The organism is Pseudoxanthomonas sp. UTMC 1351 (assembly GCF_040948865.1).
Lineage (GTDB): Bacteria > Pseudomonadota > Gammaproteobacteria > Xanthomonadales > Xanthomonadaceae > Pseudoxanthomonas_A.
In genome coordinates, this window is the sequence record NZ_JAVGJT010000001.1 from 168,245 (window position 1) to 181,503 (window position 13,259).

12 protein-coding genes are annotated in these 13,259 nt (G+C 62.5%); 9 read left to right on the forward strand and 3 right to left on the reverse strand.

All coding sequences use genetic code 11. The features are described from left to right. Positions 1-49: 49 nt before the first annotated feature. The 6 genes from AB6O04_RS00715 (at position 50) to gcvH (ending at position 4,469) form a co-directional block, all read left to right on the forward strand. Positions 50-1,006, forward strand: a complete 957-nt coding sequence (locus tag AB6O04_RS00715) for an SPFH domain-containing protein (protein ID WP_368561691.1) — start codon at positions 50-52, stop codon at positions 1,004-1,006. 3 nt (positions 1,007-1,009) lie between these two features. Beyond that, positions 1,010-1,441, forward strand: a complete 432-nt coding sequence (locus AB6O04_RS00720; RefSeq protein ID WP_368561692.1) for an NfeD family protein — start codon at positions 1,010-1,012, stop codon at positions 1,439-1,441. Between the two features lie 2 nt (positions 1,442-1,443). Continuing rightward, on the forward strand, positions 1,444-1,965 hold the full coding sequence (locus tag AB6O04_RS00725) for a hypothetical protein (protein WP_368561693.1): 522 nt from the start codon (positions 1,444-1,446) through the stop codon (positions 1,963-1,965). A gap of 292 nt (positions 1,966-2,257) precedes the next feature. Beyond that, positions 2,258-3,364, forward strand: a complete 1,107-nt coding sequence (gcvT, locus tag AB6O04_RS00730; RefSeq protein ID WP_368561694.1) for a glycine cleavage system aminomethyltransferase GcvT — start codon at positions 2,258-2,260, stop codon at positions 3,362-3,364. Positions 3,365-3,370: 6 nt separating this feature from the next. Then, positions 3,371-3,991 carry a 2-hydroxychromene-2-carboxylate isomerase gene (locus tag AB6O04_RS00735; protein WP_368561695.1) on the forward strand — a complete coding sequence of 207 codons (621 nt, stop codon included), beginning with the start codon at positions 3,371-3,373 and terminating at the stop codon, positions 3,989-3,991. A gap of 82 nt (positions 3,992-4,073) precedes the next feature. Next, positions 4,074-4,469, forward strand: a complete 396-nt coding sequence (gcvH, locus tag AB6O04_RS00740; RefSeq protein ID WP_368561696.1) for a glycine cleavage system protein GcvH — start codon at positions 4,074-4,076, stop codon at positions 4,467-4,469. 1,366 nt (positions 4,470-5,835) lie between these two features. Here gcvH and AB6O04_RS00745 read toward each other — a convergent pair. After that, positions 5,836-6,300, reverse strand: a complete 465-nt coding sequence (locus tag AB6O04_RS00745; RefSeq protein ID WP_368561697.1) for a hypothetical protein — start codon at positions 6,298-6,300, stop codon at positions 5,836-5,838. 175 nt (positions 6,301-6,475) lie between these two features. Here AB6O04_RS00745 and AB6O04_RS00750 point away from each other — a divergent pair, with 175 nt between their 5' ends. Continuing rightward, entirely contained in the window at positions 6,476-7,036 is a 561-nt protein-coding gene (locus AB6O04_RS00750; protein WP_368561698.1) for an SRPBCC family protein, read from the forward strand. A 289-nt stretch (positions 7,037-7,325) separates the two neighbouring features. Here the strand turns inward: AB6O04_RS00750 and AB6O04_RS00755 are convergent, their stop codons facing one another. Continuing rightward, positions 7,326-8,708 (reverse strand): serine hydrolase domain-containing protein, encoded by a 1,383-nt coding sequence (locus AB6O04_RS00755; RefSeq protein WP_368561699.1) that lies wholly within the window; start codon positions 8,706-8,708, stop codon positions 7,326-7,328. An 80-nt stretch (positions 8,709-8,788) separates the two neighbouring features. On the opposite strand from AB6O04_RS00755, the gene AB6O04_RS00760 reads away from it, so the two are divergent. Together AB6O04_RS00760 and AB6O04_RS00765 are read left to right on the forward strand one after the other, a co-directional pair. Then, positions 8,789-9,391 carry a LemA family protein gene (locus AB6O04_RS00760; protein ID WP_368561700.1) on the forward strand — a complete coding sequence of 201 codons (603 nt, stop codon included), beginning with the start codon at positions 8,789-8,791 and terminating at the stop codon, positions 9,389-9,391. A gap of 167 nt (positions 9,392-9,558) precedes the next feature. Further along, positions 9,559-11,469 carry a M48 family metallopeptidase gene (locus AB6O04_RS00765; protein WP_368561701.1) on the forward strand — a complete coding sequence of 637 codons (1,911 nt, stop codon included), beginning with the start codon at positions 9,559-9,561 and terminating at the stop codon, positions 11,467-11,469. 21 nt (positions 11,470-11,490) lie between these two features. Here the strand turns inward: AB6O04_RS00765 and AB6O04_RS00770 are convergent, their stop codons facing one another. Next, positions 11,491-13,134, reverse strand: coding sequence for a GMC family oxidoreductase (locus AB6O04_RS00770; RefSeq protein ID WP_368561702.1), 1,644 nt, complete (start codon positions 13,132-13,134; stop codon positions 11,491-11,493). Between the last annotated feature and the right edge of the window lie 125 nt (positions 13,135-13,259).

Genomic DNA, 13,259 nt, shown 5'->3' on the forward strand with positions numbered 1-13,259 from the left:
CTACGTCTATACTCCGCCCATATCTAGGGAAAGGAAGGGGTGTAACGTCATGTTCGAAACAAGTTTTCTGGCCATCGTCGTCCTGTTTGCCGGGGTGATCGTTCTGTTCAAGACCGTCCGCATGGTGCCGCAGGGCTTCGAGTGGACGGTGGAGCGCTTCGGCAAGTACACCCACACCATGACCCCGGGCCTGCATTTCCTGATCCCGGTGGTCTATGGCGTCGGCCGCAAGGTCAACGTGATGGAGCAGGTGCTGGATGTGCCCAGCCAGGAAGTCATCACCAAGGACAATGCGGTGGTGAAGGTCGACGGCGTGGTGTTCTTCCAGGTGCTGGATGCCGCCAAGGCCGCCTACGAGGTCTCCAACCTGGAGATCGCCACGATCGCACTGGTGCAGACCAATATCCGCACCGTGATCGGTTCCATGGACTTGGACGAATCGCTCAGCAACCGCGAAACCATCAACGCGCAGCTACTTAATGTGGTGGACCAGGCCAGCAATCCCTGGGGCATCAAGGTCAACCGCATCGAAATCCGCGACATCCAGCCGCCGCGCGACCTGATCGACTCGATGGCCCGGCAGATGAAGGCCGAACGCGAAAAGCGCGCGCAGATTCTGGAAGCCGAGGGCTCGCGGCAATCGGAGATCCTGCGTGCCGACGGCGAGAAGCAGGCGGCGGTGCTGGAAGCTGAAGGCCGCAAGGAAGCCGCCTTCCGCGACGCTGAAGCGCGCGAACGCCTGGCCGAAGCCGAAGCCAAGGCGACCCAGATGGTCAGCGATGCGATCGCCAAGGGCGACGTGCAGGCGATCAATTACTTCATCGCACAGAAATATGTGGAGGCATTCAAGGCACTGGCGGAAGGACCGAATCAGAAGTTCGTGCTGATGCCGATGGAAAGCGCCGGCATGATCGGTTCGATCGCCGGCATCGCCGAACTGGCGAAGGAAGCCTTGGGCAAGCAGCAGTCGGCACCGCCGCGTGTACCGCCGCGGACGGGAGTCTGAGCCATGCGTTGGGACGTGGTGTCTTGGGCAACGATCACGCTGCTGCTGTTCGCGGCAGAAGCCATGGCACCCGGTGCCTTCATGCTGTGGATGGGTTTCGCCGCGGCGGTGGTGTTCCTGGGCGTGCTGCTGATACCGGGTGTCTCTCTGCTGGTGCAGGTCGCGGTGTTCATCGTTTTGAGCTTCGTTTCGATACAGATCTACCGCAAATGGTTCCGCAACACCGGGCGCGTCAGCGACCAGCCATTGCTCAATCGTCGCGCCGAGCAGTTGGTTGGCGTGGTGGCGCCGCTGGACCAGGCGATCATCGGTGGACGTGGCCGGATCAAACTGGGCGACGCTTATTGGGTCGTGCAGGGACCTGATCTGGCGGCAGGTACGCCGGTGCGGGTGATCGCCGTGGATGGCATGACGCTCAAGGTGCAAGAGGCCTAAGCATGGGCGCAGCAGTCTGGCCCCTGCTGCTGGCACTATCGTCCTCCGGGGCACACGCCTCCGGTTTGATCGGCAAGATCGTGCCGCCGTATCCGGAGGGTTTGCACGACGCCGGAGGCAGCTGCATCTCCGAGTCGGACGATTACGCGCACGTATGCGATTACTCCATAGGCGTACTGGCCGCTGGTGGCGGCGAAGGTTCCCAAGGCGATGAAGCCGAACCCACGCTGCGCTATGTGGTGGCAGCCAAGATGGCGGGGCGGGATGGACAGAGCGCCTTGTGGAAGATCACCGATGCACAGCCTTATCCGAAAGCAGAGGAAGGTTATCAATTGCAGTTCGGCAGTTGCCGGGTCCATGGCAAGGACGACGAGCGGCTGGCTGCCGTTGTCCGCCAAAGCATGGATCAGGAATATCTGCAGGACGTGATCTGGGCCCGCCGGCTGGATTTGCCCAGCGGCAAGCTTGTCGAAGTCCAGCCCTCCGCGGTGGACTGCATCAACGAGGCTTACTTCGGTCTTTAGAGCCGCGCCCCGCGGCCTTGTCGTGACGATAGCAATAAGGCCGTCGCAACGGCAGGCGATAGCGAATAACCGCGCTTTGGTAGAGCCAAGCTTGCTCGGCTGACAGTCTCCGGAGCCCGTACACAAACAGCGGCGGAGCAAGCTCCGCTCCGCGAGGAGCGCCTTTAAGCGGCTATTCGCTATCGCCTGCCGTTGCGACGGTCTCATCGCTACCGACTCGATACTATCGCGGGGCGCGGCCGCACCCACCGCGTCATCTGGGATAATGCCCGTCTTTGCGCCGGAAGCCGCCATGACCCAGAAGACCATCCTCAATGACACCCATCGCGCGCTTGGCGCCAAGATGGTCGATTTCGGCGGCTGGGACATGCCGATCCACTACGGCTCCCAGATTGAAGAACACCACCAGGTACGCCGCGACGCCGGCATGTTCGACGTCAGCCACATGACCGTGGTCGATCTTCACGGCCCGCGCACGCGCGACTTTCTGCGCCATCTGGTCGCCAATTCGGTGGATAAGCTGAAGGCGCCGGGCAAGGCACTCTATACCTGCATGCTGGACGAGAACGGCGGCGTCATCGACGACCTGATCATCTATTACATGTCGGACTCGTTTTTCCGACTGGTGGTGAACGCCGCCACCCACGACAAGGACCTGGCGTGGATCGGCAAGCAAGCCGCGCCGTTCGATGTACAGGTAAAGGAGCGCGCCGACTTCGCCATGATCGCCGTGCAAGGACCCGCCGCCCGCGCGAAGGTGCAGGGCCTGCTGCGCGAAAGCGATCGTGCTGCTGCCGCCAAGCTGGCGCGATTCGCCGCAGTTGAGGCGCAGACCGCCGATGGCGTACCGCTGTTTGTCGCACGCACCGGCTATACCGGTGAGGACGGTTACGAGGTCGTGCTGCCGGAATCGAATGCGGTGGCGTTCTGGAACGCCCTGCTGGAAGCCGGCGTGAAGCCCGCGGGATTGGGCGCACGCGATACTTTGCGTCTGGAAGCGGGCATGAACCTGTATGGCCAGGACATGGACGAGGCGGTTACGCCGTACGAAGCAAGCTTGGCGTGGACGGTGGCGCTGGATGAAGGTCGCGACTTCATCGGTCGCCCGGTACTGGAAAAACAAAAAGCCGGTGGCGCGCCGCGCCAGATGGTGGGCTTGGTGATGGATGAGAAAGGCGTGCTGCGCCACGGGCAGAAAGTGCTGACCGCCCAGGGTGAAGGCGAAGTGCTGTCCGGCACGTTCTCGCCCACGTTGGGCAAGGCGATCGCCTTCGCTCGCATTCCGGCCGGCACGCCTGGTGAAGTGCGCGTGGACATTCGTGGCAAGGAAGTGCCGGTGCGCGTGGTCAAGTTCCCGTTCGTGCGGGAAGGTCAGGCGCAACCCGGCGTGTTGGGCTGATTCGCCATGAGCGCGACGGTCGATTATTTCTTCAGTCTGGTCTCGCCGTACGCCTATCTCGGTCACGAGGAGTTCTTGCAGGTGGCGCGCGAGTACGGCGTCAGCGTTCGCTACCGGCCGGTGCGGATGCTGGAAGTGTTCAAGGCGGCAGGCGGTGTTCCGCTGGGCCAGCGACCGCCATCTCGGCAGCGCTATCGATTGGTGGAGCTGTCGCGCTGGCGTGAAATTCGCGAGCTGCCACTGAACCTGCATCCCGCCTTCTTCCCCGTCGATGCCGCGCTCGTGGATCAGACGGCGATCGCACTGTTGCGAGCGGAAGCGGATCCGGCCGACTACATGCTGTCGACCCTGCGCGCCCTATGGGTGGAAGACCGCAACCTGGCTGATCGGGGTACGGTCGCGGAATTGCTGGCGCGTCACGGCCATGACCCAGAGGCGGTGCTGTCGTTGGCGTCAAGTGAAGCCGTCGTGGACGAGTACCAGCGCAACACCGAAGCGGCGATCGCGGCCGATCTGCCCGGCGTGCCCGGCTATGTTCTGGCCGGCGAACCATTCTGGGGGCAGGATCGCATCGAGCACTTGGAGCGCGCGCTGCGCACCGGGCGCGCACCCCATCGCCCTACGTGATGGTCGCGCTTTCCTTCCCCCGCCGTTACTTCGCTAAACTAGCGCCCTGTCCCCTGACCACGTTCGAATCCGGAGTAGCCCCATGAATGAGATTCCTGGCGATCTTTTATTCCTCAAGTCCCATGAGTGGGCCCGTAACGAAGGCAACGGCCGCGTTACCGTTGGCATCTCCGATCACGCCCAAGGTTTGCTTGGTGATTTGGTGTACGTGGAGTTACCGAACGTCGGCGATGACGTCAAAGCGGGCGAGGCCGCTGCCGTGGTCGAGTCGGTGAAGGCCGCTTCTGACGTCTATAGCCCGGTCACTGGCAAGGTGGTCGCGGTGAACAACGATCTGGCCGACAAGCCGGAAACGATCAATGAAGACGCGTATGGCGAAGGCTGGATCTTCGTGGTCGAAGCCGAGGAGCCGGACCAGCTCAAAGAACTGCTCGCTCCCGACGACTACGCCGAGCTTCTGGAAGACGACGACCACTAAGCGCGTCGCTCTGATCAGGGAGCCGGGAAGGATAGGCGATCGCCACTCCTTCCGCGGCTCCCTTTTTGTTTCTGCGGTTTGGCATTGCAGCGGCTTTCCTCCCGCTCCCGCTGCCGCCGATGCGTGGCCACACCACGGCGCGTTACCCGGGGACAGTCGCCACCGAGCCATGCAGAAGTCATGCGCCGGTCTGAGGCTCCGGTTTCCTCGCCCGATGAGTTCCCCGGTGCGATATGCCAACTGCATTCCAGCCGGCGTCGCCCGTCATCCTCACCCTTTCATCACTCGTATCGCTGGCCACGGGCCGGTGGAAATTGCCGTTACTGATCCGGCTGCGATAGGGCAGAGATGTCTGAGCCCGCATTTTCTCCTCGACAGATGTTCCATCCACGCGCTTGGCATCTGAGGCAATGCGAACTGGAGGGCGGTGCGTCAAAAAAGCAGTCGAGCTCTCCAAGGCTCCTCGACGGGAAGCACCTTTAAGCGGCTGCTCTCAATCTCCTGCCGTTGCGGCGCCTCATTGCTACTGACTCGGCGCTATTGCGAGGCGCAGCTCCGCTCTACGCCGACGTTGGGAGCCGTCGCCTCCTGTGTCGGAGGAGTACATCGCGCCCGGAGTAGGCGTCGCTCTTCCGCTCTTCGGCACGGGAACGAAGTGTCGTTCGTTCGATCGCACGCGTCGGCTACCCGACGTCGAACGTCCTTCGAACTGCCTCATGGACCGAAAAATTTTTGCGCAAATCGGCGCATTCGAGCTTGTGCGACGCGAAATCCAAGCTGGCTCCGACAACTTTTTTTTAGGCTAGGTTTAGCCGCGCCGGCCGCTCTTGAAAGAGCGAAGAAGATTCCGCCGAAAGACAACGCAGCGAACGCTTCCGTCATCGTGTTTAAAAAAACACCTAGATTTATAGGGGTTTCCAAAAATAGGTTTGCATGTTCGGCACGTCGCCCGATGGACAAGGGCGAGTCGGCGTGGATGTCGGATGCGCTCATCGGCCGCGCAGCGGGTGCCGCGCCCGAAAAAAAATTACGCAAAACAGTTGACACCTTGAAAAAGCGTGATTAGGTTTCGCCCCAAGCAGACATACTGCGGAAGCGAGTGAGTCGAATCAACACATCAGTGCGAGAGACAACAGGGCCAGCCGTCCGCAACCCAATCGCGGTGGACGCAGGGCTCGCTTCCCCCAAAAAAACGCAACGCCTTCTACCTGACGCACCCGTGTCGCTCCGCGACGCGGGTGTTTCTGTATTTATAGGGAGGCGGGTTTTGCGCTCGCCTTTCCAGGAATCCGGTTCGTCGCGCGTGGCGCGGCGGCGGCTGTCTGCGGGTCCGACTCCCGCGGCGTTTTTTGCAACTGGGCCTGCCTTAGGGCAGATGTGCTGTACCAGATGTACCAATCCATAGTTCACTGACGAGGAGCCATAACATGGCAACGAAGAAAGCTGCGAAGAAAAAACCGGCCGCTAAAAAGGCCACCAAGAAGGCTGCTAAGAAGACCGGCGCCAAGAAGGCAGTCAAGAAGGTAGCCAAGAAGGCTGCTAAGAAGACCGCCAAGAAGGCCGCCAAGAAAGTAGCCAAGCGTCCTGCCAAGAAGGCCGCGAAGAAGGCGACCAAGAAGGCTGCCAAGAAAGGCACCAAGAAAGCCGCCAAGAAAGTAGCCAAGCGTCCGGCCAAGAAGGCAGCGAAGAAGACTGCCAAGAAGGCTGCCAAGAAAGCCACCAAGAAGGCCGCTGGCAAGAAGACCGCCAAGAAGGCTGCCAAGAAAGCAACCAAGAAGCCGGCGAAGAAGGCCGCAAAAAAGGCCGCTAAGAAGCCTGCCAAAAAGTCCAAGAAGCGAGCGGCTCCAGTAGCGCTGCCGGCCACCCCGGCTCCGTTGATCTAAGCCAACCCGATTGCCGTAAAAACATGACTCTCTCCTCGTGCCCAGCGGGGAGAGAGTTTTTTTATGCGCGAAGGGGTAGCCTGTCGCCGGTCTGAAGTTGCCGGGTTGAAGAAGGAAGGTGTTATGAAGTTCTTGAGGATGGGACTGGCGGTTGTGGTCGTGCTGGGATTGCTGCTGGTGGCAGGTAGTCTGCTGTTGCCCGCCAGCACGCATGTTGAGCGCTCGGTCGTGATCGATCGCCCGCCTGTGCAAGTGTTCGCAACGGTCAACTCGTTCCAGCGCTTCCACGAGTGGTCGCCTTGGGCCGCGTACGACCCCGATGCAAAGTACACGTTGGAAGGTCCGGCCTCGGGTGTCGGGGCGCGCATGAGCTGGACCGGGAATCGATCAGTGGGCAGCGGCAGCCAGGAGATTGTGGAAAGCCTGCCCGGCCGGCGAGTTGGCATTGCGCTGAACTTCGACGGCAACCTAGCGCAAGCGGCATACACGCTGGCGCCCGAAGGCAGCGGTACCCGGCTGACGTGGAGCTTCGACACCCACCACGGATACAACCCGATCTCGCGTATGTTCGGTTTGCTGTTCGACAGCATGATCGGCCCAGACTACGAGCGTGGTTTGGCGAAGTTGAAGGCTTTGCTGGAAAGCGAGCCGCGGCCCGCGCTAGTACCGGGCCGGTCGCAATGAGGCCGTTGCAACGGCGGGTGTTAGCGAATAGCCCCTAAAGGCGCTTCTTGTAGAGCGGAACCGCGCCTCGCGATAGCGCCGCGTCCGTAGCAACGTGGCCATCGCAACGGCAGGAGATTGCGAACAACCGCTCAAAGGCGCTTCCCGTCGGGGAGCCTTGGGAAGAGCTCCGCTGCTCAATGCCATCGGCACCGCAGACAATCCGCCAAGCAGGCTCGCCTCAACATCGGATCGATACACACCCGGCAGATCGGTTCAACCGAACCGCGGCTGGGCGAACCCATCAGACTCAATCAGGCGAAGCGGCCGCGCGGGTGGCGGACGAACCGCTGTCATTGGTGCGCGTGTCTGGGGTATCGGCCATCAGGAGATCGCTTTCGTACGGCACGTCCAGCCACTGCTGCGCAGGCAAGCCAATGGCGCGATCCAGAATGGTGGGCAGCAAGCCCGACGGCACGCTGCTGCTGCTGTTCCAGAGAATCGCGATACCTAGATCGCGACCGGGTACCAGGGCGACCAGGCCGCGATAGCCTTGCACCGCGCCGGCGTGGAAAACCACCTGCTGGCCGGCGTAGTCGAACACTCGCCAACCCAGGCCGTAGCTTGCCGAGTAAATACGTTCGCGCCGCCAGCCGGCACGCATCTCGCCTGGAGTGGCGATGATGGGCGAATGCAGCGTGGCCAACAGCGGCGCGGGCAGCACATCGGGGCGGTGCCCGGTCTGCGCGATCAGCCATTGCGCCATGTCGCTGGCACTGGCGTTGACACCGGCCGCGGGCGGCAGACGGTAGTACGTGGGCTTGGGCGACACGGACACCCAACCGTTGCGACTACGCACGTGCGGGCGCGCCCAGCGCGCACTGCTCTGGATGCCGGTCAGTCCGATGCTGGCGTCGTTCATGCCCAACGGTTTGAAGATACGGCGATCGACCGCCTGATCATAGAAGCTGCCGGTGGCGGCGAAGACCACATCGCCGATCAGACTGAAGGCCACGTTCTGGTAGGCATAGCATTGGCCGGGTGCGCATTCGAGCGGCGCGTACGCCAGCTTCTGCGCCACGGAGTAATACTCGGCGTTGGCTTCGATGTCCCTGTCGTAGGCGTTGTAGGCACGCAGCCCGACGCGATGGCTGAGCAGGTCGGCCACGGTGGCGCGTCGCGTCGCCAGCGGATCGCTCAGCTGAAAGTTGGGAACGTAGTCGCTGACCTTGCTATCCCAGCGCAACGAGCCGTCGGCCACCAGCAGCCCAGTCATGGTGCCCGCGAAAGCCTTCGAGAGCGATGCCAAGCGGAACACGGTGTGCGAATCGACTGGCTGTGGCGCGGCGACATCGGTCACGCCATAGCCACGCGCGCTGAGTACGCGGCCGTTCTGCACGATGGTCATCGACAGGCCCGGCACGCGCTGGCCGACCGTCAGTTGCTGCGCCATGGCCTCGAACGCCCTGACGTCGAACCCTTGCGCGGGGGGCAGTACTTGCCGTTGCGCCAGCGAGACACGGTAGGGCATCGGTTGCGCAGGCGCTTCGCGGTGCTGCGTGGTGTCGACCGTCGCCGTGGAATTCCAGCGAAGGGGCGTCTGGGCAGTGGACGAAAGGGTGAGCGGCAACAGCATGCCCACCAGTCCTAAGCGCAGGGCTCGTAATGGCCGCCGTGTAGGATTGTCTTTCATCGTGTGTCGGCCCTGCGTAAGCTCATGCTGTTCCGGATAATAGCGCCGGTTTTTAAGATTGCACAAACAGGAGAGATTTAATGTCCATCTTGTTCATCTTGCTGGTGATTATCGGCCTGGCAATCGTCCTGGCGCTGTGGGGTGTCGGCATCTACAACGGGCTGGTGACCGCCAGAAATGCCTTCAAGAACGCCTTCGCCCAGATCGACGTCCAACTGCAGCGCCGCTTCGACCTGATTCCCAACCTGGTGGAGACCGCCAAAGGCTATTTGAGCCACGAGCGAGAAACGCTGGAAGCGGTAGTAGCGGCGCGATCGGCCGCGCAATCAGGCCTGGCGGCAGCGAAAGCCAATCCAGGTGATCCGGAAGCGATGGCGCAACTGGCTGCGGCGCAGGCGCAGTTGAACACTGGACTGGGCCGTTTGCTGGCAATCGTGGAGGCGTATCCGGATCTGAAGGCCAGCCAGAACATGATGCAGCTCACAGAAGAATTGACCGCCACCGAGAACAAGGTCGCCTTCGCGCGGCAGGCTTACAACGATGCGGCGATGAGCTACAACAACAAACGAGAAGTATTCCCAAGCAGCGTGATCGCAGGAATGTTCAACTTTGTGCACGCCGCACTGCTGGATATTCCTGCCGATAAGGCCGAAGTGCGCGAGGCGCCGAAAGTGAAGTTCTGAGAAGCCGGGAAACGGGAATGGGGAGAGAGGAGAGGGGAGGCCATGAAGCGAAGCATCAGTGCAGTTTATTTCCGTGGTCGAACCGCGGGTCATAGAACGCGGCCGCTATCGGCAGCAGGACGAATCGCACGTCTCCCGTTTCGCGTTTCCCGATTCCCCGCCTTCCAATGAACTTCTTCGAACACCAAGCAGCCGCACGGCGCACTTCAACGCGCATGGTGGTGCTGTTCGCGTTGGCGGTGATAGGCATCGTGATAGCGGTCGACGTTGCGGTGCTGGTGCTGCTGGGCAGTCAGATGCGCGAGGACGGCGGCGCTGTGGTCGGCCTGCTGGTCTTCAGCACCTTGGCGACATTGGCGATCATCGGCCTGGGTTCGCTGTACCGTCTGGCATCCTTGCGCGGAGGCGGCGAGGCGGTGGCGCTGCAGATGGGCGCCACCGAAGTGCCTGAAGACAGCACCGATCTGCAGCTGCGCCGTCTGCGCAACGTGGTCGAGGAGATCGCCATCGCGTCTGGCGTGCCGGTGCCCAAGCTTTACGTGATGGAGCACGAAGCCGGCATCAACGCCTTCGCCGCGGGCTACTCGCCGTCCGATGCGGCGGTGGCGGTGACACGCGGTGCGCTGGAGCGGCTCAACCGCAGCGAACTGCAAGGCGTCATCGCCCACGAGTTCAGCCACATCCTCAACGGCGACATGCGCCTGAACATCCGCCTGATGGGCGTGCTGTTCGGCATCATGATGCTGAGCATCATCGGCCAGCGCGTGCTGATCTTCGGGCGCGGCGGCCGCAGCAAGGAAGGTACGGCGGTGCTGGTCATTGCGGTTGTGGCGATGATCGTGGGTGGCATCGGTTTGTTTTTCGGCCGCATGATCAAGGCGGGCGTCAGCCGCCAGCGCGAACTGTTGGCCGATGCCTCGGCGGTACAATTCACTCGCCAGACCGTCGGCCTCGCGGGCGCGCTGAAGAAGATCGGCGGCCTGCATGAAGGCTCGCAGCTGGCTGATCCCGCCAAGACCGAGGAGGTCAGCCACATGCTGTTTGGCGAAGGCCGGTCCTTCTCGCGTTTGTTCGCCACCCATCCACCGCTGGTGGAGCGTATTCGCCAGTTGGATCCCTTGTTCGATCCTGGGCAATTGAACGAACTGTCGCGCCGCTGGTCGGTGGCGCCACCCAACGGGCTGCAGGAAGACCTGGCGATGGGGCTGGGCAATGCAACACCGCCACCGCTACCGGCGGTATCGCATCGGATGAACGTCACGCCGCCCATGGTCGCGGCACAAGTGGCCACGCCAACGCGGAACGATTACCTGCGGGCGGGCGCCATGGTGGGCACGATATCGCCAGAACTCACCGCGATAACCCGGCAGCGCGAACAGGTCATGCCGTTGCTGTTGGCATTGCTGCTGGACGCCTCACCGCAGATCGCAGCCAAGCAGCAGATCGAAATCACGTCGCGCATGGGGCCGGCGATCGCGCGGCAGGCAGCCGAGATCCGCAACCAACACCTGGTCGATCTCCACCCGATGCTGCGCCTGCCATTGGCGGCGCTGGCGTTTCCGCTGTTGAGAATGCGTCCACGGCCGGCGTTGGAAACTTTCCTGGATACCGTGCAAGCAGCCGTGCATGCCGACGGCAAGACGTCGCTGTTCGAGTACTGCCTGGGACGGCTACTGCACGTGCAACTGCGCGAGTCGCTGGACCCTTCCAGGTATGCCCGGTTCGGCCGCCGCAAACCCGGCAGCGTGAAGCAGGAATTCGCCACCTTGCTGGCGGTCGTCGCGCAAGCGGGCAATGCCGACCCGGCCGAGGCTCAACGCGCCTATTTGGTCGGTCTGCAACGGGTATTACCGCGCGATCACATGCCCTATGCGCCGCCCGCCGAGGGCGTACTGGCGCTCGATGGTGTTTGGGAGCCGCTGGATGCATTGGACCCGCTGGCCAAGCAGGTGATGGTGGAAGCCATCACCGCCGCGATCAGTCACGACGGACGCGTCAGGGTGGCGGAGTCGGAGTTGCTGCGGACGATCTGCGGGGTGCTGCACTGTCCGTTGCCGGCGATGTTGGAGCAAGGATAGATCCGCGCCGATTTGCACGTATCAGCCCACGGCGGAGGCTACGGTTAGCGACTCGACAGCACGTTCCGACGCCGGCTCGGTTTCGATCAATTTCCGGATCAGGTCCGAAGCGCGTTCCGCGATCATGATCGTCGGTGCATTGGTGTTGCCGCCGATCAGTTGCGGCATCACCGAGGCATCGATAACACGAAGCCCTTCCACACCGCGCACGCGCAGCTGCGGATCGACTACCGAAGCCTCGTCGCTGCCCATGCGGCAGGTGCCGCTGGGGTGATAGACCGTCTCTGCCTTGGCGCGGATGAACTCGACCAGCTCGTTATCCGAAAGATCGCTGCGAGAGGGATAGATGAGCGCGCCGCGGTAAGCATCGAAGGCCTTCTGCGCGAACAACTCGCGGGACAACTTGGCGCATTCGACCATCATCTTCAGGTCGAAGCCGTCCGGGTCGCTCAGGTAATTGGCCTCAATGCGCGCATTGGTGCGTGGATCGGCGTTATTGAGGCTGATCCGGCCACGGCTACGCGGACGCAGGAAGCACGCATGCAAGGTGTAGCCGTCACCCGCCAGCCGATTGCGGCCGTGGTCGTCCAGCATCGCAGGCACGAAGTGCAACTGGATATCGGCGCGATGATCCGGCGCCAGCGGCGAACGCACGAAAGCGCCTGCTTCGGCGATGTTGCTGCTGCCGGGGCCGCTATGGCCGCGAAGGAAATAATCGTATGCAGTCTTCAGCTCGCTGGTGCGGTCGTAGGTGACGCGCTGAGTGGAATACTGCAGCGTGCAGATGTCCAGGTGGTCTTGCAGGTTCTGTCCGACCTGCGGTGAATCGACCTTGACGGTGATCCCATGCCGCCGGAGGTGATCGGCAGGGCCGATACCCGACAGCATCAGCAGTTGCGGCGAATTGATGGCGCCACCGCTCAGCAGCACTTCGCGGGCAGCGCGTGCCTTGATCTCGCGACCGCCACGCGCATAAGCGACGCCTACGGCACGGCCGTTCTCCAGCAGGACGCGCCGTACCAATGCGCCAGTAACGACCTTCAGATTGGGACGGCCGCGCGCGGGGCCGAGATAGGCCACCGCCGTCGAGCAGCGTGCGCCTTCTTTCTGGGTCACTTGGTAAAAGCCGAAGCCGGTCTGGTCTTCACCGTTGAAGTCGTCGTTGCGGCGATAGCCGGCCTGCTGGCCGGCGTCGATGAACGCAGACGACAGAGGATTGGTATAGCGAAGATCGGAGACGTACAGCGGGCCCTCGGCGCCGTGCAACGCGCCGGCACCGCGCGCATTGCGTTCGGCGCGTTTGAAGTACGGAAGTGCGTGGCTCCAATCCCAGCCGTCGGCGCCTTGTGCTGCCCAGTCGTTGTAGTCATCCGCAACGCCGCGCGTGTAGCACATCGCGTTGATGGAACTGGAGCCGCCCAGCACCTTGCCGCGCGGCCACCACAGCCGTCGGCCGTTGAGTTGCGGCTCGGGGGCGGTGTCGTAGTTCCAGTTCACGCCTTTTTGGCCGACCAGTTTGGCCAAGCCAGCGGGCATATGGATAAAGGGATGCCAGTCGCGCGGACCGGCTTCCAGCAACAGCACGCGGCAGTCAGGGTCTTCGCTCAGGCGGTTGGCCAGCACGCAGCCGGCGGAGCCGGCACCGATGATGAGGTAGTCGTACACGCGCGGACCTGTTGCGAGGAACGTCCGAACCTATCGGCCGGGCGTAGAGCAAATGCTCGGCGGAGCGCCCCGCTGGCCGCAGGTGTGCGTCCAGCTTGGGATTCGGAACGGTGAGTGGGGGAAAA

Bases quoted from the DNA above. Each gene is read 5' to 3' on its own strand.
- AB6O04_RS00715 (WP_368561691.1), top strand. From the start codon at position 50: ATGTTCGAAACAAGTTTTCTGGCCATCGTCGTCCTGTTTGCCGGGGTG.
- AB6O04_RS00720 (WP_368561692.1), top strand. From the start codon at position 1,010: ATGCGTTGGGACGTGGTGTCTTGGGCAACGATCACGCTGCTGCTGTTC.
- AB6O04_RS00725 (WP_368561693.1), top strand. From the start codon at position 1,444: ATGGGCGCAGCAGTCTGGCCCCTGCTGCTGGCACTATCGTCCTCCGGG.
- gcvT (WP_368561694.1), top strand. From the start codon at position 2,258: ATGACCCAGAAGACCATCCTCAATGACACCCATCGCGCGCTTGGCGCC.
- AB6O04_RS00735 (WP_368561695.1), top strand. From the start codon at position 3,371: ATGAGCGCGACGGTCGATTATTTCTTCAGTCTGGTCTCGCCGTACGCC.
- gcvH (WP_368561696.1), top strand. From the start codon at position 4,074: ATGAATGAGATTCCTGGCGATCTTTTATTCCTCAAGTCCCATGAGTGG.
- AB6O04_RS00750 (WP_368561698.1), top strand. From the start codon at position 6,476: ATGAAGTTCTTGAGGATGGGACTGGCGGTTGTGGTCGTGCTGGGATTG.
- AB6O04_RS00755 (WP_368561699.1), bottom strand. From the start codon at position 8,708: ATGAAAGACAATCCTACACGGCGGCCATTACGAGCCCTGCGCTTAGGA.
- AB6O04_RS00760 (WP_368561700.1), top strand. From the start codon at position 8,789: ATGTCCATCTTGTTCATCTTGCTGGTGATTATCGGCCTGGCAATCGTC.
- AB6O04_RS00765 (WP_368561701.1), top strand. From the start codon at position 9,559: ATGAACTTCTTCGAACACCAAGCAGCCGCACGGCGCACTTCAACGCGC.